The organism is Actinobacillus suis ATCC 33415 (assembly GCF_000739435.1).
GTDB lineage: Bacteria > Pseudomonadota > Gammaproteobacteria > Enterobacterales > Pasteurellaceae > Actinobacillus > Actinobacillus suis.
On the sequence record NZ_CP009159.1, the window covers coordinates 1,284,183 to 1,309,493 of the forward strand.

The 25,311-nt window shown below is 38.2% G+C and carries 22 protein-coding genes; 8 read left to right on the forward strand and 14 right to left on the reverse strand.

Translation table 11 applies throughout. The features are described 5' to 3' along the window. Nucleotides 1-186: 186 nt before the first annotated feature. Complete coding sequence (locus ASU1_RS05850; RefSeq protein ID WP_014991862.1) at nucleotides 187-840, reverse strand: OmpW/AlkL family protein; 654 nt, start codon at nucleotides 838-840, stop codon at nucleotides 187-189. Between the two features lie 263 nt (nucleotides 841-1,103). Between ASU1_RS05850 and clpB the strand changes: the two genes are divergently transcribed. Next, nucleotides 1,104-3,677: an ATP-dependent chaperone ClpB gene (clpB, locus tag ASU1_RS05855; RefSeq protein ID WP_014991863.1), complete on the forward strand. Its 2,574-nt coding sequence runs from the start codon at nucleotides 1,104-1,106 to the stop codon at nucleotides 3,675-3,677. 59 nt (nucleotides 3,678-3,736) lie between these two features. On the opposite strand, the gene arsB is transcribed toward clpB, so the two are convergent. The 11 genes from arsB to purM form a co-directional block, all read right to left on the reverse strand. After that, nucleotides 3,737-4,738, reverse strand: a complete 1,002-nt coding sequence (gene arsB / locus ASU1_RS05860; RefSeq protein ID WP_014991864.1) for an ACR3 family arsenite efflux transporter — start codon at nucleotides 4,736-4,738, stop codon at nucleotides 3,737-3,739. A gap of 12 nt (nucleotides 4,739-4,750) precedes the next feature. Then, complete coding sequence (locus ASU1_RS05865) at nucleotides 4,751-6,241, reverse strand: SulP family inorganic anion transporter (protein ID WP_014991865.1); 1,491 nt, start codon at nucleotides 6,239-6,241, stop codon at nucleotides 4,751-4,753. Between the two features lie 15 nt (nucleotides 6,242-6,256). Then, on the reverse strand, nucleotides 6,257-6,673 hold the full coding sequence (arsC, locus tag ASU1_RS05870; RefSeq protein WP_014991866.1) for an arsenate reductase (glutaredoxin): 417 nt from the start codon (nucleotides 6,671-6,673) through the stop codon (nucleotides 6,257-6,259). Nucleotides 6,674-6,731: 58 nt separating this feature from the next. Next, nucleotides 6,732-7,046, reverse strand: coding sequence for an ArsR/SmtB family transcription factor (locus ASU1_RS05875; protein WP_014991867.1), 315 nt, complete (start codon nucleotides 7,044-7,046; stop codon nucleotides 6,732-6,734). Between the two features lie 129 nt (nucleotides 7,047-7,175). Then, entirely contained in the window at nucleotides 7,176-8,603 is a 1,428-nt protein-coding gene (gene aspA, locus ASU1_RS05880; RefSeq protein ID WP_014991868.1) for an aspartate ammonia-lyase, read from the reverse strand. Nucleotides 8,604-8,742: 139 nt separating this feature from the next. Next, nucleotides 8,743-9,024, reverse strand: coding sequence for a DUF1294 domain-containing protein (locus ASU1_RS05885; RefSeq protein ID WP_039195225.1), 282 nt, complete (start codon nucleotides 9,022-9,024; stop codon nucleotides 8,743-8,745). A gap of 16 nt (nucleotides 9,025-9,040) precedes the next feature. After that, nucleotides 9,041-10,321, reverse strand: coding sequence for an MFS transporter family glucose-6-phosphate receptor UhpC (gene uhpC / locus ASU1_RS05890; RefSeq protein ID WP_014991870.1), 1,281 nt, complete (start codon nucleotides 10,319-10,321; stop codon nucleotides 9,041-9,043). A gap of 11 nt (nucleotides 10,322-10,332) precedes the next feature. Next, nucleotides 10,333-11,829, reverse strand: a complete 1,497-nt coding sequence (uhpB, locus tag ASU1_RS05895) for a signal transduction histidine-protein kinase/phosphatase UhpB (protein WP_014991871.1) — start codon at nucleotides 11,827-11,829, stop codon at nucleotides 10,333-10,335. A 4-nt stretch (nucleotides 11,830-11,833) separates the two neighbouring features. Beyond that, nucleotides 11,834-12,433 (reverse strand): response regulator, encoded by a 600-nt coding sequence (locus tag ASU1_RS05900; protein ID WP_039195227.1) that lies wholly within the window; start codon nucleotides 12,431-12,433, stop codon nucleotides 11,834-11,836. Between the two features lie 71 nt (nucleotides 12,434-12,504). Continuing rightward, nucleotides 12,505-13,881, reverse strand: coding sequence for a hexose-6-phosphate:phosphate antiporter (gene uhpT / locus ASU1_RS05905; protein ID WP_014991873.1), 1,377 nt, complete (start codon nucleotides 13,879-13,881; stop codon nucleotides 12,505-12,507). Nucleotides 13,882-14,094: 213 nt separating this feature from the next. Beyond that, entirely contained in the window at nucleotides 14,095-15,132 is a 1,038-nt protein-coding gene (gene purM, locus ASU1_RS05910; protein ID WP_014991874.1) for a phosphoribosylformylglycinamidine cyclo-ligase, read from the reverse strand. A gap of 295 nt (nucleotides 15,133-15,427) precedes the next feature. Between purM and ASU1_RS05915 the strand changes: the two genes are divergently transcribed. The 4 genes from ASU1_RS05915 to ASU1_RS05930 all read left to right on the forward strand — a co-directional run bounded on the left by ASU1_RS05915 (nucleotide 15,428) and on the right by ASU1_RS05930 (nucleotide 18,519). Then, nucleotides 15,428-16,564, forward strand: a complete 1,137-nt coding sequence (locus ASU1_RS05915; protein ID WP_014991875.1) for a family 20 glycosylhydrolase — start codon at nucleotides 15,428-15,430, stop codon at nucleotides 16,562-16,564. Nucleotides 16,565-16,713: 149 nt separating this feature from the next. Further along, the gene (queC, locus tag ASU1_RS05920) at nucleotides 16,714-17,382 is read left to right on the forward strand and encodes a 7-cyano-7-deazaguanine synthase QueC (RefSeq protein WP_014991876.1); all 669 of its coding nucleotides are present in this window, start codon (nucleotides 16,714-16,716) and stop codon (nucleotides 17,380-17,382) included. Then, the gene (queD, locus tag ASU1_RS05925; protein WP_014991877.1) at nucleotides 17,375-17,797 is read left to right on the forward strand and encodes a 6-carboxytetrahydropterin synthase QueD; all 423 of its coding nucleotides are present in this window, start codon (nucleotides 17,375-17,377) and stop codon (nucleotides 17,795-17,797) included. The genes queC and queD overlap by 8 nt, the downstream gene beginning before the upstream one ends. Nucleotides 17,798-17,886: 89 nt before the next feature. Then, complete coding sequence (locus ASU1_RS05930) at nucleotides 17,887-18,519, forward strand: 7-carboxy-7-deazaguanine synthase QueE (protein WP_014991878.1); 633 nt, start codon at nucleotides 17,887-17,889, stop codon at nucleotides 18,517-18,519. Nucleotides 18,520-18,592: 73 nt separating this feature from the next. Here the strand turns inward: ASU1_RS05930 and pgtP are convergent, their stop codons facing one another. Both pgtP and pepA read right to left on the reverse strand, forming a co-directional pair. Then, entirely contained in the window at nucleotides 18,593-19,918 is a 1,326-nt protein-coding gene (gene pgtP / locus ASU1_RS05935; protein ID WP_014991879.1) for a phosphoglycerate transporter protein PgtP, read from the reverse strand. Nucleotides 19,919-20,155: 237 nt separating this feature from the next. Further along, the gene (gene pepA, locus ASU1_RS05940; RefSeq protein WP_039195229.1) at nucleotides 20,156-21,655 is read right to left on the reverse strand and encodes a leucyl aminopeptidase; all 1,500 of its coding nucleotides are present in this window, start codon (nucleotides 21,653-21,655) and stop codon (nucleotides 20,156-20,158) included. A gap of 358 nt (nucleotides 21,656-22,013) precedes the next feature. Here pepA and ASU1_RS05945 point away from each other — a divergent pair, with 358 nt between their 5' ends. The 3 genes from ASU1_RS05945 (at nucleotide 22,014) to lptG (ending at nucleotide 25,247) form a co-directional block, all read left to right on the forward strand. After that, on the forward strand, nucleotides 22,014-22,835 hold the full coding sequence (locus tag ASU1_RS05945) for a hypothetical protein (protein ID WP_014991881.1): 822 nt from the start codon (nucleotides 22,014-22,016) through the stop codon (nucleotides 22,833-22,835). A 225-nt stretch (nucleotides 22,836-23,060) separates the two neighbouring features. Continuing rightward, the gene (lptF, locus tag ASU1_RS05955; RefSeq protein ID WP_014991883.1) at nucleotides 23,061-24,164 is read left to right on the forward strand and encodes an LPS export ABC transporter permease LptF; all 1,104 of its coding nucleotides are present in this window, start codon (nucleotides 23,061-23,063) and stop codon (nucleotides 24,162-24,164) included. Next, nucleotides 24,165-25,247, forward strand: a complete 1,083-nt coding sequence (lptG, locus tag ASU1_RS05960) for an LPS export ABC transporter permease LptG (RefSeq protein ID WP_039195231.1) — start codon at nucleotides 24,165-24,167, stop codon at nucleotides 25,245-25,247. The last annotated feature ends 64 nt before the right edge of the window (nucleotides 25,248-25,311 follow it).

Sequence of the window (25,311 nt, forward strand, 5' to 3'; positions counted from 1 at the left end):
CCTACCCAATTGGATAAGCGGTCATTTTTTATTGAAATTTTGCATATTTATTCAAATATATCTATGCACTACCTATGCAGACATATCGATGCAAAATTCAGGGACCTCCCTGCCCCTCTTCCAAGAATAAGGCAAACGGTTATTGTGTAGAGAGATGACTAAATAGCCGTTTGCTTACATTCTTTGTTAGAAGTTGATACCAAAGCCAGCAAATAATACAACCGGATCCAGTTTTAATTTCACTTCGTGTTTTGCGCCTAACGCATCAAATTTTGCAGTTGTTTTAATGCGTGTGTACCATGCTGCCGCATTGAAAGAAAGTTTATCGGTTAATTTCACGTCCACACCAAGGTTTGCAACCGGTGCAAATGAATGTTTTTTCACTTCTAAATTGGTTACCGCTGCGTGAGTTGATTTCGCATTAAAGAAACGTGTGTAATTTAAACCCGCACCGACATACGGACGCACTGTCGAATCCGCATTAAAGAAATAATATTGTGCATATAAGCTTGGCGGTAATTGTTTCACAATCGCTACACGACCTAAACCAGATGCAGCGCCTAAAGCCGGCACATTTGCATTAATTTTATGCGAGAATGGGGTTGCACCTAATAACTCTACCGCAACATTATCGGTAAACATATAAGTTGCCGTTAAACCCAATTGTTGGTTATTTTTCACTTTTAAATCTACTTGAATCGGTGTTTTAGTCGTTGATTCTGAATTTGCATTCACTCTTACCACACCGGCACGAACAACCACATCACCCGCTTGATGTGCCACTGCTGAACCCGCTAATAACGCACCACTTAACATCACTGCCAACGCTACTTTTTTCATTTTGACCTCTAATTTGTTGTGATTGAAAATAAAAAGGTAACCAATCTGTTACCTTGATAACATTTTAAGAACAGATCTGATAAGTTTTATTGACGAAAATCAAAAAAACTACAAAGTAATACCTATAAGGGGGTATTTATTCCTTTTTTGTGATCTTTTTCACATTTTAACTTGAAATAAATTCGACTAGCTCCATTTATTAAAGCGTTGAAGCGAGTATAAATCTTGCTCGATACAGATTAATGAAATTTAGGAGTAAAAATATGAATTTCGAAAAATTTACTACCAAACTGCAAGAAGCTCTTGCAGAAGCCCAATCTTTAGCCATCGGAAAAGATAATAACTATATTGAACCGGCACATTTACTTTATGCGTTAGTCAAACAACAAGACGGTTCTATCGCCCCACTATTTACCGCGCTCAATGTGCAACCGCAACGTATTTTGAGTGAATTAGAGACGATTTTAAACCGCTTACCGACCGTATCCGGCGGTACAACCCAACCGTCACAACAACTGATTCGCCTGTTAAATCAATCTGATAAATTGGCACAACAATTCGGCGATAGCTTTATTTCATCGGAATTATTTGTACTTGCCGCACTGGACGATAACGGCGATTTAGGCAAATTATTAAAACAATTTGGCTTAACTAAAGAGAAAGTAAACAACGCAATCAGCCAAATTCGAGGAGGAGAAAACGTGAATAATCAAAACGCAGAAGAAACCAGACAAGCCCTTCAAAAATATACCATTGACCTTACCGAACGAGCCAAAGCTGGCAAGCTAGATCCGGTAATCGGTCGTGATGAAGAAATCCGCCGTGCGGTACAAGTTTTACAACGCCGCACTAAAAATAACCCTGTATTAATCGGTGAACCTGGGGTCGGTAAAACTGCGATCGTAGAAGGCTTGGCACAACGTATCGTCAACGGCGAAGTGCCGGAAGGTTTAAAAAATAAACGTGTGCTTTCCCTCGATATGGGCGCATTAATTGCCGGAGCAAAATATCGTGGTGAATTTGAAGAACGTCTAAAAGCGGTACTTAATGAATTAGCCAAAGAAGAAGGTCAGGTTATTTTATTTATTGATGAAATTCACACTATGGTTGGTGCGGGTAAAACGGACGGCGCAATGGATGCCGGTAACTTACTCAAACCGTCTCTTGCTCGTGGTGAATTACATTGCGTTGGGGCAACTACACTAGATGAGTATCGCCAATATATCGAAAAAGATGCGGCACTTGAACGTCGTTTCCAAAAAGTATTAGTGGATGAACCTACTGTAGAAGATACGATTGCAATTTTACGTGGCTTGAAAGAACGTTATGAAATTCACCACCATGTACAAATTACCGACCCAGCAATCGTAGCAGCGGCAACCCTTTCGCACCGTTATATTTCCGACCGTCAATTACCGGATAAAGCGATCGATTTAATTGATGAAGCCGCATCCAGTTTACGTATGGAAATCGATTCTAAACCTGAGCCGTTAGATAAACTTGAACGCCGTATTATTCAACTTAAATTGGAACGCCAAGCGTTACAAAAAGAGGAAGATGAAGCAAGTCGCCAACGTCTTGCAAAATTAGATGAAGAATTGACCGCTCGTGAGCGTGAATATTCTGAATTGGAAGAAGTTTGGAAAGCGGAGAAATCAGCATTACTCGGTACGCAACATATCAAAACTGAGTTAGAATATGCCCGTATTGAAATGGATCAAGCTCGCCGTGAAAGTAACTTCGAAAAAATGTCCGAATTACAATACGGTAAAATTCCGGCATTAGAAAAACAGTTAGCTGAAGCGGTTAAACGTGAGGAAGAAGGCGGAGAGAATCAACTACTTCGTACCAAAGTAACCGATGAAGAAATTGCAGAAGTGCTTTCTAAAGCAACCGGTATTCCTGTTTCCAAAATGATGGAAGGCGAGAAAGAAAAACTGTTGCGTATGGAAGAAGTGTTACACAGCCGTGTCATCGGACAAAACGAAGCGGTTGAAGCCGTTGCAAATGCGATTCGCCGTAGCCGTGCCGGGTTGTCGGATCCGAATCGTCCGATTGGTTCATTCTTATTCCTTGGCCCGACTGGGGTCGGTAAAACCGAACTTTGCAAAACCTTGGCGAATTTCCTCTTCGAGGATCCTGATGCGATGGTACGTATCGATATGTCGGAATTTATGGAAAAACATAGCGTTTCTCGTTTAGTCGGCGCACCTCCGGGCTATGTCGGTTACGAAGAAGGCGGCTACTTAACCGAAGCGGTTCGCCGCCGTCCATATTCGGTCGTACTACTTGATGAAGTGGAAAAAGCTCATCCGGACGTGTTTAATATCTTGCTTCAAGTGTTGGATGACGGTCGTTTAACCGATGGTCAAGGTCGTACGGTAGATTTCCGCAATACGGTGGTGATTATGACATCAAACTTAGGTTCGCATTTAATCCAAGAAAACCCAGAATTGGATTACGCCAGCATGAAAGAAGTGGTAATGTCAGTGGTAGGACAACATTTCCGCCCTGAATTTATCAACCGTATTGATGAAACTGTGGTGTTCCACCCACTTGGTCAAGAGCATATTCGTGCAATTGCTCGTATTCAATTACAACGTTTAATCGCTCGCCTTGCGGAACGTGGTTACGAAGTGACAGTCACGGATAATGCGTTGGATCATATCGGCAAAGCTGGCTTTGACCCGTTATTCGGCGCAAGACCGCTTAAACGTGCAATTCAGCAAGAACTTGAAAATCCACTTGCACAACAGATCTTAAGCGGTAAATTATTACCGAATAGCCCTGTTGTGGTGGACTATCAAAATGATCAATTAAGCATTAGCAACAGCTAATCTTCCATAAACAAGCGGTCGAATTTGCACAAAATTTTGCAAATTCGACCGCTTTTCTTTTAGGTGTTATAACGATTAATCCACCAGACTAACGACAGCATAACCGGTACTTCAACCAACACACCAACGACCGTTGCTAAAGCTGCGCCGGAATGTAAACCAAACAGTGAAATCGCAACAGCCACCGCTAATTCAAAGAAATTACTGGTACCGATTAAACAAGCCGGCGCAGAAATTTCTTTCGGTAAATTTAACCATTTCGAGAGTAAATGGCTAAGAAAGAAAATACCGTAAGTCTGAACCAATAACGGAATTGCAATCAGTACAATAATCAGCGGATTGGCTAAGATTGTTTCCGCTTGGAATGCAAATAATAACACTACGGTTAAGATCAACCCCATCATCGAAAATGGCTTTAATTTATTGCCGAATTGGGAAATAGAGCGGTTAGATTTCAGCAAAATTTTGCGAGTGACACTGCCGGCAACTAACGGCAACACCACATAAAGTAGTGTGCTATATAACAATGTTTCCCAAGGAATCGTAATATCACTCATCCCTAACAGAAAACCGGCGATCGGAGCAAAAGCGAAAATCATAATAATGTCATTCACCGATACTTGCACCAAAGTATAGTTCGGGTCTCCTTTTACTAATTGAGACCAAACGAAAACCATTGCGGTACAAGGTGCAACACCAAGTAAAATCATACCGGCTATATATTCCTGAGCCGTTTGTGCCTCAACCCATGAAGCAAACAAAAAGCGGAAAAATAGCCAGCCGACTAATGCCATTGTAAACGGCTTAATTAACCAATTTACTACGATCGTCATTGCTAAACCTTTCGGCTTTTTACCCACATCTTTGATTGCTGACCAGTCAATTTGAATCATCATCGGGTAAATCATCAGCCAAATTAATACCGCTACTGGCAAATTAATATGTGCAATTTCCAATAATGCTACTTTTTCGACCGCTTGCGGAAATGCTACACCTAATGCAACTCCAGCTGTAATAGCTAAGGCAACCCAAATTGTTAAAAAACGCTCAAAGATCCCCATTTTATTCCCTTATTAATGATTAAATACAATATCGACATCTTCGGATTTATCATGTACACCAAATTTATCAACAAGCGTTTGACTCGCTTCATTTAAACCGAATACTTCAACTTCTACACCGGCTTTACGATATTTAAGTACCACTTTATCCAAAGCAGCGATTCCCGTAACATCCCAAAAATGTGCGTGGGTGAGATCGATACTCACTTGCTTAACTGCCGGATTGTCATAAGTAAAACTATTAATAAAATCATCAGACGAGGCAAAAAATACTTGTCCGATAACGCCGTATGCAAGCACAGAATCATTCTCTGTCGGTAATGATTTAATCAGCATATAACGTCCGATTTTATTGGCAAAGAACAATGCTGCCAGCAATACGCCGGCAAAAACGCCCAATGCTAAATTATGGGTATAAACCACTACGGATACCGTAACCAACATTACTGCATTAAAGCCTATCGGATGCGTTTTTAAATCTCTAATTGATTGCCAGTTAAATGTACCGATAGATACCATAATCATTACCGCAACCAATACTGGCATTGGGATAATTTTTAGAATATCCGCCAAAAATACAACCATAATTAATAAATAGATACCGGCTAAAAAGGTAGAAAGTCGTGTTCTTCCGCCGGATTTTACATTGATAACCGATTGACCAATCATGGCACAACCTGCCATTCCGCCCATAAAACCACAAGCAATATTGGCAATACCTTGCCCTTTACATTCTCTATTTTTATCACTTTCTGTTTCGGTCATTTCATCAACAATGGTTGCCGTCATTAATGACTCAAGCAAACCGACTGCCGCCAAACTTAACGAATAAGGTAAAATGATTAATAACGTCTCTAAATTAAGCGGAATATTCGGTAATAAAAACACCGGCAGGCTATCCGGTAATTCCCCCATATCTCCGATAGTACGTACATCTAGCCCCATAAAATAGCTAACAATAGTCAGTACAACGATCGCAACGAGAGGTGATGGCAATATTTTGCCGATTTTAGGCAAATAAGGAAAAAGATAGATAATTCCCAATGCCGCCGCAACCAGTGCGTAAGTATGCCAAGTAACATTGGTTAACTCTGGTAATTGGGCAAGAAAAATTAAAATCGCTAATGCGTTTACAAAACCAACTACCACAGCTCTTGCAACAAAACGCATTAATGACCCTAATTTTAAGAACCCGGCAATAATTTGAATTACCCCGGTTAAAATTGTGGCTGCCAATAGATATTCTAAACCGTGACTTTTCACTAGTGATGCCATAACTAACGCCATTGCACCGGTAGCTGCCGAGATCATAGCCGGTCGTCCGCCGGCAAAGCTGATTACCACCGCAATACAAAATGATGCATATAAACCGACTTTCGGATCTACGCCCGCAATAATGGAAAAAGCAATCGCTTCAGGAATTAAAGCTAGTGCAACGACCAGCCCGGAAAGGGAATCTGCTCGAATATTAGAAAACCATTGTTGTTTTAAAGTTTGTTGCATAAAAAATTCTTACCCCTAAGTTGTTTCTAAATTATTAATTATTTCACCATCTTCTTTAATAAAAGGTTTATTCAATGAAACCGGTGAGATTTCCAAAAATTTTTCAGACGGACGACAAAGTCGAACACCTTTGCTTGTGATAACAATCGGACGATTTATTAAAATCGGTTCAGCAAGCATCGCAGCAATTAGTTCGTCATCACTCAATTCCATACGGCTTAAATTTAATGTTTCATAGGGTGGTACATTCGTCCGAAGCAGATCCCGCACACAAATCCCCATTTCTGAAATTAAGTTTCGTAGTGTCATCTCATCGGGAGGCGTTTCGAGGTAGTGAATAATCGTTGGCTCAATGCCTAAGTGGCGGATTAACGCTAATGTATTACGAGATGTGCCACATTTGGGATTATGATAAATCGTAACTTTTTCCATATTTTCTCCAATATTTCAATATTTATTGAAATGTTAAGGTAAAAAATTTTGTGGACATTCACCCACAAAATTTGCAATTCGGATCATCGCTTTCTTTACAACAATTCGTAGTTAAAAAAGCCACCAGCTCCATCATAAGTGCTAAATTTGCATAATAATGCACAAATCTACCCGCTTGTTGGCTATGAATTAAGCCGGCGGTAGCCAATGTTTTTAGATGAAAAGAAAGGTTATTCGGTGCAATACCCAACTGCTTAGCCAATTCTCCAGCAATCATTCCTTTACTGCCTTGAGCAGCAAGCTTCTGAAAAATTTGTAGTCTGATCGGCGAATTGAGCGTACCAAATACTTGACTTGCGTGTTCGATATTCATAGTAAAAATTATAACGTTCTATGTTTATATTTCAAGAATTATTGAAATGTTTAAATAAAAACAAGCGGTTGAATTTGTAGAAAATTTTGCAAATTCGACCGCTTGTCAGTTTATAAAACTAAGCTAAAACTACTCTTCTTCAGTAAATTTTGCAGCTTTATAGGTTGGGTTCATTAAGTTTTCAACAGAAAGAATATCATCTAGTTGCGCTTCTGTGAGTAAACCACGTTCTAACACCACTTCACGAACACCTTTGCCTGTTTGTGCACAAATTTTACCAACAATATCACCATTGTGATGTCCGATAAATGGATTGAGATAAGTTACGATACCGATTGAATTAAACACAAAGTTTTCACAAATTTCTTTGTTTACCGTAATGCCATCAATACATTTATCACGTAAATTCACACAAGCATTAGCAAGAATTTCGATAGATTCAAACATTGCTTGACCAATTACAGGTTCCATTACGTTTAATTGTAACTGACCAGCTTCTGCCGCAAAGGTGATTGTTGTGTCGTTACCAATCACTTTAAAACATACTTGGTTCACGACTTCCGGCACAACCGGATTCACTTTTGCCGGCATAATTGAAGAGCCTGCTTGTAATTCCGGTAAGTTAATTTCGTTTAAACCGGCACGTGGACCTGATGAAAGTAAACGTAAGTCATTACATACTTTTGAAAGTTTAACCGCCGTACGTTTTAACGCACCGTGCACCATCACATAAGCACCACAGTCTGAAGTCGCTTCAATTAAGTTTTCTGATAATACGCATGGTAAACCGGTTACTTCCGCTAAATGTTTAACCGCTAATTCAGAATAACCTTCCGGTGTATTTAAACCGGTACCGATTGCGGTTGCACCTAAGTTTACTTCTAACAATAATTTAGCGGTACGTTTTAAATTACGTACTTCTTCTTCCAATAATACCGCAAACGCTTTAAATTCTTGACCAACTGTCATCGGTACGGCATCTTGCAATTGGGTACGTCCCATTTTTAGCACATCTTTAAATTCTTCCGCTTTCGCTTCGAAACCTTTTTGTAAATAACGGACTTTTTTAATTAAATGTAAGATACTATTATAGACCGCAATACGGAAACCGGTTGGATACGCATCATTGGTTGATTGGCTTGCATTTACGTGATCCATCGGGTTAACCACGTTATAGTCACCTTTTTGATGACCGAGTAATTCAAGTGCTAAATTCGCCACCACTTCATTAGTGTTCATATTCACTGATGTACCTGCTCCGCCTTGATATACGTCTGACGGAAATTGATCCATACAGCGACCTTTCACTAAAATCTCATCACAAGCTTCGACAATCGCTCTAGCCACTTTTTTCGGAATCGCACCTAATTCGCCATTGGCTAATGCGGTTGCCTTTTTAACCATGACCATACCACGTACAAATTCCGGTACATCTGAAATGGTGTTTTTTGAAATATTAAAATTCTCAACCGCTCTTAGTGTGTGAATCCCCCAATAAGCATCTGCAGGCACTTCCCTTTCACCTAATAAATCCACTTCAACACGTACGTTATTCATATACTCACCTCAAAAAATAAAAATAATAGGTATTAAATCTGGTGGAGATCATAACGATTTAGCATAAAAAGAAATGTGATCTATGTCATATTTCGAAAAAGAGCGCTAGGATATAAATTAAGGTTTCGGATTAGAAATTTTAATGATTAAAAATCAGAAAGTAGTAACCGGCAGGCAACGCAATTAGCCAAAACAGACCAGAAATAATCACCGCTGCATGAAACTGCCAATGTTTAGTTTTATGACGAATATATTTCATTGCAAGAAAAGTCCCGATAAATCCTCCGGAAAAACAAAGGAAGAATAGATTCGACTCAGGAACACGCCATGCCTTGTTCCGCGATTTTTGCTTATCAGCATACATTAGATAAAAGCTACTTAGATTGATAATGAGAAAATAAATAAACAGAAAAATAAACATAAATAGTATCTATTAATTAATCAAGGATATCCCTTTTTACAATTAAAAATGGAAGTAACAGTAATGAAATCCCTAAGCTACAACATATAACTACGGTAAAAAAACCACTCCAATGAAAATTATCTAGGATCAATGCTAGAGGGTAACCAGCTAACCCAGCTCCTAAATAAGCGAATAAGCCAACAAACCCAGTTGCTGCCCCCGGAGAAAGTTTATGTGAACATTCTGCCGCTGCCATACCAATTAACATCTGAGGTCCGAATACAAAAAAGCCAACTGCAAAGAATAATATGCATTGCAATAAATAACTCTCTTTTGGCATTAACCATAATGCCGTAATCGAAAAGAAAATACCTACTGAAAAAATTAATGCCATCGGACTTCGATTACTTAAAAACAGTTTATCGGATCCCCAACCTGCCGCTAAAGAGCCTACAAAACCACCGATTTCAAAAAATGTTATTGCACTATTCGCTGCAATTAAATCATAGTGATATTTTTCTGTTAGATAGATATTACCCCAGTCATTGATAGCGGTACGCACAACATAGACCAACGTGTAACTAAGCGCTAGAAGCCAAATATACTTATTACAAAAGACATAACGGCTTAAAATATGTCTCCATAAAAGTGTTTTTTCTTCCTCTTCATGTACCAATTCAAGATGATCGTTTCTCCATTGACCTATTGAGGGTAACCCCATTGATTCCGGCGTATTGCGTAAGCGAAGAAGCAGAAAAAAGCCGATAACCCCCCCTAAAGCACCTACCGTAAAAAAGCCGACTCGCCAGCTATAATGTAACGTTAAGAATCCCACTATAATTGGAACTAGTGCGCCACCAAAATTATGTGCCGTATTCCAAATAGACCACCAAACACCTCTCTCTTTACGGGAATACCACATCATTAATAGTTTAGCGCACGGAGGCCATCCCCATCCTTGAAAACAAGCATTTACAATAACTAATAATGTCAGCAAAATTAATGAACTAGAGAAACCAAATAAAAGATTTGTTATCCCTGTCATAATTAAACCTATCGCCATAAAATATCGAGGATTTGCTCGGTCTGAGAAAATACCAAATAAAAATTTAGATAAGCCATAAGTTAAATAAAATAATGTTGAAATAATACCGATATCATTCTTATCTATATGTAAATCATTAATTAGTGCTGGTGTTACATAATTAAATGTTTTACGCGTCAAATAAAACCCTGCATAACCAATATACATCGCGACCATTAAATGGACGCGCCAATATTGATATTTATGATCTATATAATTTAACTTTGCCATTCCTTTCCCTATCAAATTAAAGGTAATGTAATAAAAATAGAGGTACCTTGCTTATCATTATTTTTTATAGTGTTAGATACAATCTTAAATTTTCCATCTAAGATTTCCACTCTCTCTTTCATTCCTTTCAAACCGAACCCATCCATAATTTCATCGGGATTAAATCCTATTCCATTATCATAAATAGATAACCTTATATCCTTTTCAATAATAATTGAAATACCAATTTCTGATGCTTGAGAATATTTAAGAGCATTATTCAATCCTTCCTGACATAAACGATACAAAGTGATTTCTAAAACATGATCTAATTGATGCTTAAATTTATTTTCAAAAATCAACTTTGTTCTTACTCCTTGCTTAGATATATCAAGTTCTATAAATAAATTTTGAATCGCCTGATAAAGACCCAAATCATCCAATAATTTAGGTCGAATACGATTTAATATACCTTTTGTCGTATCATAGATATTTAGAGATAAATGCTCGATCATTTCTGCACATCGTTGCGAATGCTCAGATGATTCCAGTTTCTTTAAAATACTCGATTGCATCCGAATAGCAGTAATATTTTGTCCGATTTCATCATGTAATTCCCTAGAGATATCTTTACGAATTTCTTCTTCTGTATTTATCAGTTTTTTCGTTAGTAATTTATTTCTGTTTAATTCTATAGATAAATAGGTATTTAGTTCCCTTTGATATTGCACGGATAAACCAAGAAAAATCCCAGTAATTGTTTGCATTAGAATAAGCAATAATAAATCTGTAATTTCAACATAAGAAAAGCTATGAGTTGTCGCAATTAAAGCAATGCTATTTAATAAAGTTCCAAGCAAAGCCCCCTGCCAGCCATAATGAAATGCAAGCAAAACAATAGGAATAGCTAAACAAAAAATAGCAAACCGAGTAAACTCACTAGGCATAATGGATTGTATAAGGATATTTACTATAAACAGAATAGCGTATATTAAAATATATCCTATGCGTAGTCTTATTGGTCTTTTTATATAATTTGCAGTAAATGGAATCCACGATTTATTAAAAACATAATCGTAAATAAGTGAACAAGCAGGTAACATCAATACGCCACCGGTTAAACTGACTAAAAGAACAGAAGAAATCCCAAAATCAGCCCAAGCCATTACAATAAAATTGCATAAGCTAATAATGGTAACTAAGCAGGCTTGAATAAAAAACTTTCTCCATTGTTTTCCTGAATAAAATTTTTTAAAACAAAAGACAATTGGGATAGAACAGACACTTAAAATATATAATATTAAAATACTTATATCGGAATATGACTTAAAAATAAAATAAAGAAACACCCATTCAGAAAAATAGCCGATCCACCAATACCGAATATTGGTATGTAAAGATAACCCTACCCTAAAAGAAAAAGGCAAAAATAAAACTGCTAAAATGGGATCTTTTAATAAATAATCAGATATGACCCACAAACACAAATAGCTACAAAATATAAAAAACCAACTGAAAATGGCAATCATCTTATCATCCTTGCTGATGAAATAATTTTGCAAGTTCTACATTATTCTTCACATTTAATTTACTCATTGCATTATCCCTATGCACATAAATTGTTTTAACACTTAAAGATAATTTTTCTGCAATTTCTTTTGTATCCAATCCCAAAATTAATAACTCACAGATTTCATACTCTCGTTTCGTTAAGTTTCTCGTTAAGCTTAATTTACTTGAAACTAACTTCGTCGTTAATTCAGGCATTAAATATACGCCTCCTGAATAAACTGTTCTAACCGCTTGTATTAGCTCGGATGGGTTACATCGCTTACTGAGGTAGCCTTTTGCCCCGAGTTCCAAAGCTTTACGAATGATAACAGCAGAATCATTCACACTTAGCATAATGCAATGAATTGCAGATGGAAGGTCTTTCAGAAGCTCCAAACCGTTTTCATCCGGCATCGAAATATCTAAGATACAAACATCTGGTTTAATACTTGGCATTTTTAAACGAGCTTCTTGCGCACTGGAAAATTCCCCAACAACTTGAATATCTTGCTCTAGTGATAATAATTGTGAAAAGCCGGAACGTACAATAGTGTGATCATCGATCAAAACAACTCTAATCATATTTTCTCCTTATTTATATCCGATTATAAACAAAAAAGGCTATCTTATCAGATAGCCTTTATCTATTTTCACTATGATTTCACTTTATTTCGACGAATTTTACGTTCCTCTGCAATAGCAACAAAGGCAAGTAAACCGATACATATCACCGCTGAAATATCAAGGGCTGCGAAGGTACCCGCCCATCCGGTTAACCCAAAGATTGGCGTACCGTCTGCAATCATACCTAAACCTAATTTAGCAAAACTATCACCAATCAAGTAAGCAAATGTCCCTTTTACACCGTCAGCCACAGCAATTGCTTTTTTCGGTACAAATCCAACCGCTGCCACGCCGATAAGAAGCTGAGGACCAAATACCAAGAAGCCTAACACAAATAATGCTAAAAGATACATATATTCGTTTGTCGCAAATTGATAAAACTCTAGCATGAATACGATCAGAACTAATGCCACAATCGCAGTTAAACCACGACGACCATTGGCAAGATCAGATAAATATCCCCATAAGAATGTTCCGACTAAAGCACCGACTTCAAATAAAACAAACCCAGATGTTGCCGCTTCTTTAGTAAAGCCTAGCTCTTGATATGCATATACCGGTGACCATTGATCGATACCAATTCGAACAATGTAAAGGAAGATATTAGCAAAGCAAAGTAGCCAAATTACTTTATTTTTCAAAATAAACTGAACGAAGATCTGCCATTTAGTTAAATTATGTTTTTCCGCAGCCAAATCTTCTTCGCTGGCTGGTTCATCAAACAATTCTTCCGCTTTACCTAAGCCGTAAGCTTCTGGCGAGTCATTCCCATATCGTAAACCGACAAAGCCAACAATTAGTGCAATAATTGATGGGAAAACAAACATTCCTATAACATGTCCATCAAATAATACATTTGCACCGAATAATGCAACACCGGCAGCCGCCGCACCACCTACATTATGTGATAAATTCCAAAAGCCTAAGTAAGTACCACGTTTTTTACTTGGTGTCCATTTTGTAATTGTAGAATAACTTGATGAACCGCCGGTACTTTGGAAGAAACCGCTTAATGCATAAAATGCAATCATTAAGAAGAGTGCAACACTTCCACCGCCGAGACTCATACTAAAACCAAGCATACAAATAGCGGAGAGAATCAGCATAAACGGTACAAATTGTTTTGTATTTTTGCCATCGGCGTAATAAGAAACGACTGTTTTACCAATACCATATGTAATCGAAAAACCTAGTCCAATCATACCCAGCTCGGTTTTGGTTAAACCGTACGTCTCAATCAAATCATTTTGAGCAACGTTAAAATTCTTACGAATCAAATACATTGCCATATATCCAATAAATACGACTAAATATGATTGCATAAATGGCTTAAACCACATTTTTCTGCGTTCTTCAATTGGTAAATCTAAGGTTGGTTTTCTAACCTCTTTTAAAAAATCAAGCATAGGAACCTCAATTATTACTAATATTGTCAATGAGTGCGATCCTATGCTCTATTTACATAAAAATCCTGAGAACAAATTCTAGAAAACCTAAGAATTTTTCCTATGTTTCATTTGGTAATTTAAAATTTGTGATGAAGATCACGTTTTATTCCCCAAAAAAAGACCGCTTGTAATGCTGTTACAAGCGGTCAGATTTTTTAGTTTTTTTGCAAATTAGATAATTTCAACTTGTTCTGAGCCATCACCTAAGTTTTCAATTTTACCGATCACCCAAGCGTTTTCACCCGCTTGTTTTAATACGGCTAATGCAGTTTCAACATCTTTTTCCGGTAATGCAATCACCATACCTACACCACAGTTAAAGGTGCGGTACATTTCATAACGGCTGATATTGCCTTTTTCCTGTAACCATTTGAATGCAGCCGGCCATTCCCATGATTTTTCATCGATCACTGCTTTTACGGTTGCCGGTAATACACGTGGAATATTTTCCCAGAAGCCGCCACCGGTTAAGTGCGCAATTGCATGCACATCCGCTTGTTTAATCAATTGAAGTACTGATTTCACATAGATTTTAGTTGGCGCTAATAAATGCTCACTTAACGGTTTACCTTCTAATGTATCGGTAGCCGGATTCGCACCACTAACTTCAATCACTTTACGAATTAATGAATAACCGTTTGAATGTGGACCGCTTGAGCCTAATGCGATTAATGTATCACCCGCTTTCACTGCTGAGCCGTCAATAATTTCAGATTTTTCTACAACACCGACACAGAAACCGGCTAGGTCGTAATCACCTGCGTGGTACATACCCGGCATTTCTGCGGTTTCACCACCGACTAATGCACAACCAGAGATTTCACAGCCGTCCGCAATACCTTTAATTACATCTGCAGCAACATCTACTTCTAATTTGCCGGTTGCATAATAATCTAAGAAAAATAAAGGTTCCGCACCTTGTACCACTAAGTCATTAACACACATTGCTACTAAGTCTTGACCAATAGTATCGTGTTTATTCAAATCAATCGCTAAACGTAACTTAGTCCCTACACCATCAGTACCTGATACTAAAATTGGTTCTTTATATTTAGTCGGTAATGCACATAGTGCACCAAAACCGCCTAAACCGCCCATCACTTCCGGACGGCGAGTACGTTTAACATCCGCTTTGATGCGTTCAACCAATTCATTGCCTGCGTGAATATCAACGCCTGCGTCTTTATAGCTAAGTTGTGTGTTGCTCACGATTAACCTCAACAGAAAATAAAAAACTCGCTCTATTGTATCACAAAGCAAACGTTTGCGTTAATCAATTAACATAAAACTTACACCGATAAGACAAACTTTAACCTGTTTTACCGAAATCCCTTGCACTCTTCCTTGCCATAGTCTTTTCTTAGACCTGAAATCAGATAAAATAAACACCTATCATTTAAATAAATGAACAAGTAAAAAATGATATTTTTAATATTATAAATAAGAAGAATTATTTTAAATTGTTATTGTCAGACGTACACCCTTATTTAATTAGCAAACACCTATGAAAAAAATAATCTCATTACTGACTTTAATTTTTATCGGATTACTTTCCTCCTGCTCATCATCCACTGTTAATGCAATGAATCACTCACAAATAAAAGAAGCGGGACTAACCCTTGATATAGCTCGCCGTTTCTATCCGGTTGAAACCATAAAACAATTTATCGATACAATTCACCATGCAGGAGGTACATTCTTACACTTACATTTTTCGGACCATGAAAATTATGCGTTAGAAAGTACTTATTTAGATCAATCGGAAGCAAATGCGATAGTTAAAGACGGTACTTATTATAATCCAAAAACCAATAAACCTTTTTTAACCTATAAACAAATTCACGATATTATTTATTATGCCAAGAGTAAAAATATTGAATTGGTGCCGGAAGTTGATACACCGAATCATATGACGGCAATATTTCGACTACTTGAGGCTAAACACGGTAAGGATTATGTCAAAAAGCTAAAATCCAAAATGAATGATGAGGAAATTGATATAACTAACCCCGAATCAATTGAAGTTATTAAAACATTAATTGCCGAAGTGATTTATATTTTTGGACATGCCAGCGAACATTTTCATATTGGTGGCGATGAATTCGGCTATAGCGTAGAAACCAATCACGAATTTATTAGCTACGTAAATACGCTTAATCAGTTTATTAACGAGAAAGGCAAAATTACGCGTATTTGGAATGACGGTTTAATTAAAAATAATTTAAATCAATTAAATAAAAATGTAGAGATCACTTATTGGAGCTATGACGGTGATGCTCAAGAAAGTCAAGATATTGCAGAACGCCGCAAAATTCGTGCAAACTTGCCGGAATTACTCGAAAACGGTTTTAAAGTATTAAATTATAATTCGTATTATCTTTATTTTGTGCCGAAAGGTAATGCCAATATTACGCATGACAGTAAATATGCAACAGAAGATGTATTAAATAACTGGAAACTCGGTTTATGGGATGGGCAAAATAAAGAAAATATGGTTGAAAATACCAAGAATATTATCGGTTCTTCGCTTTCTATTTGGGGAGAACGTTCAGGATCATTAAGTAGTGAGGTGATTGAGGAGTCCACCCAAGATCTATTAAAAGCAGTGATTCAAAAAACCAATGATCCGAAATCGCATTAGAAAACGATTGAAAATTCTGCTATTATAGCCTCTCGACAAGCGGTCTCTTTTTGCAAAAAACTTGCAAATTCAGACCGCTTATTCTTTCTCGTGGTTCGAAAACCTCCCACGCCAAAGACTCTCTTTGAAACCAAAACTAAGGATACAAAATGAATTCAACTCCAAAAGCCGTCGTGATTTTTTCCGGCGGTCAAGACTCAACCACCTGCCTTTTCCAAGCCATTCAAGAATTTGGTGTGGAAAATGTTGAAGTGGTTACCTTTCAATATGGACAACGCCACGCAATTGAGCTGGAAAAAGCAGCCTGGATAGCCAAAGATCTCGGCGTTAAACAAACGCTAATTGATACTTCCGTGATCAAAGCCATCACATCTAACGCAATGATGGAAGAACGTGAAATTAAGCAAGAAGGTAATACGCCAAATACCTTTGTTGACGGTCGTAATGCGCTGTTTTTACTTTACACCGCGATTTACGCCAAAGGGCAAGGTATCCAAACTATTTTTACCGGTGTATGCGAAACCGACTTTAGCGGCTATCCGGACTGCCGAGATGTGTTCGTGAAGTCAATGAATGTCACCTTAAATCTGGCAATGGATTACAATTTCAATATTCGCACGCCGCTGATGTACCTTACTAAAAAACAAACTTGGGCATTAGCCGATAAACTCGGTGCGTTCGACTATATCAGACAGCATACCCATACTTGCTATTTAGGAGTAGAAGGCGGTTGTCACACTTGCCCAAGTTGCGTATTGCGTGAAAAAGGGCTTAATGAGTACTTATCAGAAAAAACAAGCGGTCAAAAAAATGTTTAAAATTGCAAAAGAATTTAGTTTCGATATGGCACATATGCTCGATGGGCACGACGGCAAATGCCAAAACTTACACGGACATACTTATAAACTTCAGGTGGAAGTTAGCGGCGACTTAGTTGCTGAAGGAGCGAAACGAGGCATGGTGATGGATTATTCCGATTTAAAATCGGTAGTGAAACGTGAAATCTTAGACCCGATGGATCACGCCTATATCTACGATTTAAATAGCGACAGAGAAAGCCAAGTTGCCAAACTATTAATCGATTTAAACTCTAAAGTTTACGGTATTCCAAGCCGCACGACAGCGGAAGAAATGGCGAAGTATATGTTTGAAAAACTGGAAAAAGTCGGTTTACCGGTCAGTTTAATTCGCCTTTGGGAAACACCAACCTCATATTGTGAATATTCTCGTTAAACACTCCTATCTAATAATATAGAGTATAAATCTTAACCTCGATATTCCCCTCTTTAGTAAAGAGGGGTTAGGGGAGATTTGTAAAAATTATGACAAATACTATTTTTACGACAACGACTTTCCCGATTGTCGAAATCTTTGAAAGCCTGCAAGGTGAAGGCTTTAATACAGGCTTACCTTGCATTTTCGTGCGTTTAGGCAAATGTAATCTTGCTTGCCCGTGGTGCGATACCAACTATAACGAATACGAAAAATGGAGCGTGGCGAAAATTCTTGAACGAGTAAAATCTTATTCCGCCAAGAATATTATCATTACCGGCGGCGAGCCCACGATGTATGCCAATTTAAGCGTATTACTCGATGTGTTTAAAGCGGAAGGTTATTGGTTGGCAATTGAAACGAATGGATTAAAAGCCGTACCGAAACAGATTGATTATATCGCCACTAGCCCGAAACTGATGTATCAAGAAAAATATTTGAGAGAATGTATTTCGTTTGCCAACGAAGTTCGTATCGTGATGGATAAAGGCGATGTACAAGGTTTTTGTGAACAAATCGAAACACAAATTACCGCCGAACATTACTACCTTTCTCCATGCGAAGTGGACGGCAAAATGAATTTATTGGAAACCATTACCCAACTTGGTATTTTGAATCAACGAGCCAATAAACCCAAATGGCAATTGAGTTTACAAACTCACAAATTGGTCGGTATTGAATAGTACCAATATGATAAAGGCATCGAAGATTTCTCTCCGATGCCTTTTGCTTTAATCAGTATAAGAAATAATAAACTTATTCTGCTGATTTTTTATTGAATAATGTGATAGCAATAAAGCCGAACGCTAAGAAGCTTGAAGCAATAAGTGCATAGAAACCACCGTCCCAGCCATATAAGTCCACCAATTTACCCATTACCCAACCGGCACTTGCCGAACCTAATAAGTAACCAAATAAACCGGTTAAACCTGTTGCCGTGCCTGTTGCAACACGAGGCACTAGATCCGCTGCCTGTAAGCCGATCATCATTACCGGACCATAGATAAGGAAGCCAATTGCTACTAAGCAGATATTATCAACTAAAGGATTACCTGCCGGATTTTTCCAATAAACAATAATCGCAATTAATACGCCGGCTAAAAACATTAACATTGGCGGCGCACGGTGACCTTTGAATACTTTGTCACTTAAATAACCGCTGGCTAACATACCAAAGATACCCGCATATTCATATAAGAAGTACGCCCAACTTTGTTTATCGACCGAGAAATGTTTTACCTCTTTTAAGTAAGTCGGCGCCCAGTCAATAATGCCGTAACGAATAAAGTAAACAAATACGTTAGCAATCGCAATGGCCCATAAGAATTTATTATTGATGATATATTTACGGAAAATATCCATTGCCGAAAGTGTATCTGCCGATTCAACTTTCTCTAAGACTTTTTCACCACGCCATTCATCTACCGGCGGTAAACCTTGTGATTCCGGTGTATCACGCATTAACCAGAACGTAACGAACGCTAATAAAATCGCAACGAGTGCCGGTAAATAGAAAAGTGATTGCCAAGTACCGAAAATAGCTAAACCAAGAATCGCTAACGGACCGATTAAACCGCCACCTAAGTTATGAGAAACGTTCCACCAGCTCCACCAACTACCACGTTCTGATTTAGAGAACCAGTTCGTCATTGTTTTAGCGCCCGGTGGATACCCCATACCTTGGAACCAACCATTTAATGCCGCTAATACAATCATCATTGGAATAGATGCTAAAACACCTGGAACTAAACCGAAAATTAAACTAACAATTGCCGAACCGAGTAAACCAATAGTAATAAAATATTTTGGATTTGAACGATCCGATACGTTACCCATCACAAATTTACTGATACCGTAAGCTAAAGATAATGCAACCCCAACCGTACCTAAATCCGCTTTAGAAAAGCCATACTCCTGAATGAGGTACGGCATCGCAAGCGAGAAGTTTTTACGAATAAGATAATAAGCTGCATAACCGATAAACACGCCGGCAAATACTTGCCAACGTAATTTTTTATACTCCGCATCAATCTCGCCTGATTTTCTCGGTGCAGGCGGAGATGCCTTTAAGAACGAAAACATATAAGACTCCTTATTCATAAAATTGCAAAAACAACATAAACACACACAAAAGAAAATAAAAAACGTCAAAATGTTTGATAACGAGCATTATATGTAAACTAAATATCTTCACAAGCTTACGAACTTAAACTAGATCAAACTTTTTACATAAAAATACACATCCATCTTCCTATTGAACAAAAAGCCCTCAGATATCACTATCTGAGGGCTTGCAAATTTTCCTTAAAAATTGACCGCTTATTGATTATTTGCTTTATTAATCAAGAATTGGCTTAACAGTGAAACCGGTCTGCCGGTTGCGCCTTTCGCTGCACCGGACTTCCAAGCCGTACCAGCAATATCTAAATGCGCCCAAGTATATTTTTTGGTAAAGTTTGATAAAAACTGCCCAGCTGTAATGGCACCGCCTAGACGCCCACCAATATTAGCGAGATCAGCAAAATTCGATTTAAGTTGCTCTTGATATTCTTCACCTAATGGTAAACGCCACGCTTTATCGTCCGCTTGTTCCGCTGCATTTAATAAATCATTCGCCAGCACATTACTGGTCGACATTAAACCGCTGTTGTGTGCGCCAAGCGCAATCATGCAAGCGCCGGTTAAAGTCGCCACATCAATCACTAATTCCGGCTCAAAGCGTTCTACATAGGTCAATGTATCGCATAAAACTAAGCGACCTTCCGCATCGGTATTCAATACTTCAACAGTTAAACCATTCATCGTCGTCAGAATATCACCCGGTCGATATGCATTGCCGTCCGGCATATTTTCACAACCGGCTAAAACACCGATGACATTCAGCGGTAATTTCATTTCCGCTAGCGCTTTCATCGTACCGTAAACCGAAGCAGCGCCGCCCATATCATACTTCATTTCATCCATTGAGTCGGATGGTTTAATCGAAATACCGCCTGAGTCAAACGTCAGCCCTTTACCCACTAATACAATGGGTTTAGCATCCGGATTCGGGTGATTACGATATTCAATTACAGACAAATAAGCCGGATTCTGTGAACCACGAGAAACCGCCAAATAAGCATTCATCGATAATGAATCCATTTCCACTTCATCAACTATACTGGTTTGAATATTTTCATATTCAGTCGCTAAATCTTTCACTAATTCGGCAAGATAAGCCGGATTACATACATTTGGTGGACAATTTGCGACATTTTTAGCAAAAGTGATACCGGTTGAAATCGCTTTACCATGCTCTAATGCTCTTTCCGCATCAGCTAAATCTTTACGATTAGCGACGTTAAAAATCACACGACGCAATTCCCGACGCACCTCAGGCTTAATGCTTTTGAAATCATTATAAGCATATAAACTTTCCTGAATCGCTTCTACGGCAAAACGTACATTCCAATAGGTTGATCGCCCTTTTACATGTAGCTCAGTTAAGAAACAAACCGCTTCCATTGAGCCCGTTTCGTTGATGGTTTGCACCATTTTTTGAATAATCTGCTTATATTGGCGCTCATTTAACTCTCGTTCTTTTCCGCAACCAACAAGCAATATGCGATCTGCAGGTACATTCGGTACGTTATGTAACAAAAGCGTTTGGCCTGCTTTACCTTCTAAATCGCCGCGTCTTAGTAAAGCACTAATATAACCTTCACTTAATTTATCTAATTGGTCTGCTGCTGCAGAAAGGCGGCGAGGTTCATATACGCCAACCACTAAACACGCAGTACGTTGTTTTTCTACGCTACCATTTTTTACGCTAAATTCCATCACTACCTCTTTATCTCAAATCGGTTAAGGCCAAAAGTAACGCTGAGTTACTCGTATCACAAGTAAGCTACCTATTTATCGAGTAAATTACAAGTAGAAAATAACAGAAATGAAAACTTCATCGAAAAATCTCCCTATTTTGAAGAAAATCATAGTTTTTCTCAAAATACCATAAAGGATTCATAGGGTTAGTAATCTTAAGTCGGTACAAACCACGTGAGCTCGCCCATTTTTCACCGTTGCAAGAGGCTTGCCTTTTCAAGGTGTTGTTTTATACTAATTAATCTATTATTTATGATGAATTTATCGGCAAATAAATTGTCACAATTAATCTATAAAATCATAAATGGAACTTACAATGAAAAAATTAATGAATAAAACTTTTCTTACCGGTCTCGTATGCCTATTTGTCAATGCGCCAGTATTAGCAGACGACAATGCGTTATTTAATCGCTACGAGCAAGCTAAACTCCGTATTGCTTATGAAGGACAAGCGGGTGAATTATTACAACAATTAGCACAACGCTTAAAAGTTGGCTTTATTACTTATGAGTTAGATACAACTCGTTCTGTATCGATTCCAAACAATGGTGAAGTAACGATTAAATCTCTTACTCAACAATTGGAATCGCAATTACCGAATACGGATATTCGTTTTGAAAAAATTGGCTCTCGTTTATTTTTAGTCGCATCGAATAAAGGTGGTGAACCGCTAGTTGCTCAAAAACAAAGCACTGAACAATTTATTGGTGAAGCGATTTTCTCTTCTGATGAAGAATCAGCACCAGTTACTGTAACTACTGCGGCTACAGCGCAAACTAATAATACTTCGGCACAAACCAGTGAAAGTGCGCAGAAATTGCAAAGTATTATTGATATAGTGACGAATAAAGAGGCGATTGCAAAATCAAAAAATAAAACGCCTCAATATCAAGTTGCCGGTAAAGAGAAGTTAGGTTTACAAAATATCCGAGTTACACCTTTAGGGACTTTCTTAGTGTTTGCCGATAACGTTAATGTAAAAGCTTTGCGTGTCACCGGCAGATTTGAAGATATCGCACAACATGATAATTTAATTGCTATCGTGCATAAAGAGCGAGCGTCACCGGCAGAAATCGAAGTGACTGATAAGAATGGTAAAAAATTACTCTTAAAAAAATCAATAGTAAAATCTAAATGACCTAAAGCCCCGGACTTCGGGGCTTATTAATTTACCGGCAGAGAAAATCCTTTCGTGATTTTTTAATGCAAAAAAGGTATGATTAGTAACTTTTATAAGCGGTCTATTTTCACTCATTTTTTGCAAATATATCCCCTGTTCGGCAACAATGAGCGGAAACATATCGTTTTACCTTATCTAGTTAAACCGTATTAACGGTGAAATTATCTCAATGAGAGTGTTATCGTGATTTTAAGTCGATATTTAACGAAAGAGATCTTCAAAAGCCAATTAGCGATCTTATTCATTTTGTTATTAATGTTTTTTAGTCAGCAGCTGATTACCGTGCTGAATTCTGCTGTCAGCGGGAAAGTACCAACCGACTTAGTACTGAGTTTATTAGGATTAGGGATGCCCGCTTTAGCTCAATTTATGTTGCCGCTTTCACTATTTGTTGCGTTACTGCTGACTTTAGGGCGCTTTTATACTGAAAGTGAAATTACCGTGATGCGAGCGTGCGGTATCGGGCAAAGTTTATTAACCCGAGTAGCGTTTTTCTTATCTATTTTTACTACGGCTCTTGCAGTATATAACGTGTTTTGGCTCACGCCTTGGGCTATCAATAAGCAAAGTGAAATGTTAGCAGAGGCGAAGTCTAATCCACGTTTTTCAGCATTGTCAGCCGGTCAATTTATGACCGCAGGTGGTTACGTTTTATTTATTGAAAATATTAATAACGAACAAAATAAATTAAACGATATTTATGTGTTCCAACCGGATCAACAGAAGAAAAATCGCCCTTCCGTAGTGGTTGCGGAATCCGGTCAGTTACAAGGTTTACCAAACGGAGATCAAATTCTCACCCTTGAAAACAGTACCCGCTATGAAGGTACGGCAAATACCGCAGATTTTAGAATTTCCCATTTTGACAATTACCAAGCTTATCTCGGCTACCAAGATGTGGATTCGAATGAAAAATTAGTACAACGAGCGGATTTCAACAAATTAATGACCGATTCATCCAACGAAGCTAAAGCAGAATTGCAATGGCGCTTTGCACTAATTTTTGCCGTACCACTCATGGCATTATTAGCCGTACCAATGAGTAGCGTAAACCCTCGTCAAGGTCGTTTCGCTAAAGTGATTCCGGCAGTATTGCTGTATTTGATCTATTTCTTGCTACAAAGCTCACTCAAATCTTCCGGTGCTTCGGGCAAATTAGATGCGACATTATTAATGCCGTTAGTATCGATTGCATTCTTTATACTGGCAATGGTGATGAACTTCTGGGATACAAAATGGATGTCAGCAATTCGTTATTCTTTCAGTCGTAATAAGGCGGTGGCGTAAATGAATTTATTTGGTATGAATATTCTTGAGCGCTATATCGGCAAAACCATTATTACGATGATTTTTGCCGTGCTGCTCATGTCGAGTGGCTTAGTGTTTATCATCAAATTAGTCGAAGAATTTAAAGATGTCGGTAAAGGATCTTATGACGCTTTAACCGCCACTTACTATTCACTTTTAATGCTACCAAGCGATATTAAAGAGTTTATCCCTGTGGTTGCCTTAATCGGCGGCTTATTAGGTTTAGGAAACCTTGCCAGCCGTAGCGAATTAGTAGTTATGCAATCTTCCGGATTTTCTCGTTTTAGAATCGGCTTAGCGGTAATGAAAACCGCAATTCCACTCATCGTTTTTACGATGCTAGTCAGCGAATGGGGAATCCCGCAAACCGAACAATATGCCCGTAATATGCGTTCCATCGCACAAAGCGGCGGTTCAATGCTATCAACGAAAGGCGGCTTTTGGGCAAAAGACGGAAATGATTTTATTTATATTCGCCATATCGAAAATGAACGTAAATTAAATAATCTATCGATTTATCATTTTGAAGATAAATCTTTAAAATCAGTCACTCAAGCTCAGAATGCGGTTTTTAACGGCAAAAATTGGACGCTTCAGAATGTACAAACATCTTCGATTACCGATAACAGTATTCAACAAGCGAAAGAAATCAACAAAGATTGGCAAACGACAATCACACCAAGCAAATTAGGTATCGTATCGCTCAAACCGGAATCACTTTCTATTTCAGGTTTATCCGATTATGTCGGCTTCTTGAAAGAAACCGGACAAGATTCCAAACGTTTCCAAATTGCGTTTTGGCGTAAAGTGTATCAGCCGATTTCAATGGCGGTGATGATGTTGCTTGCGATCTCGTTTGTCTTTGGACCGCTTCGCAGTAGCGCAATGGGAACCAAATTATTTATCGGTATCATCGCCGGCTTCGTGTTCTATGTATCCAACATCGTGTTTGGCAATATGACACTCGTCTTCTCATGGATACCGGTTGCGATCGGTGCATTAATCCCAAGCTTAATCTGTTTAAGTATCGTTTGGTGGCTACTGACCAAAAAACGTGATTAATCCATAACACAAGCGGTTAAATTTCTGCAACATTTTGTTTCTATATATGGATAAATGTCTGCGT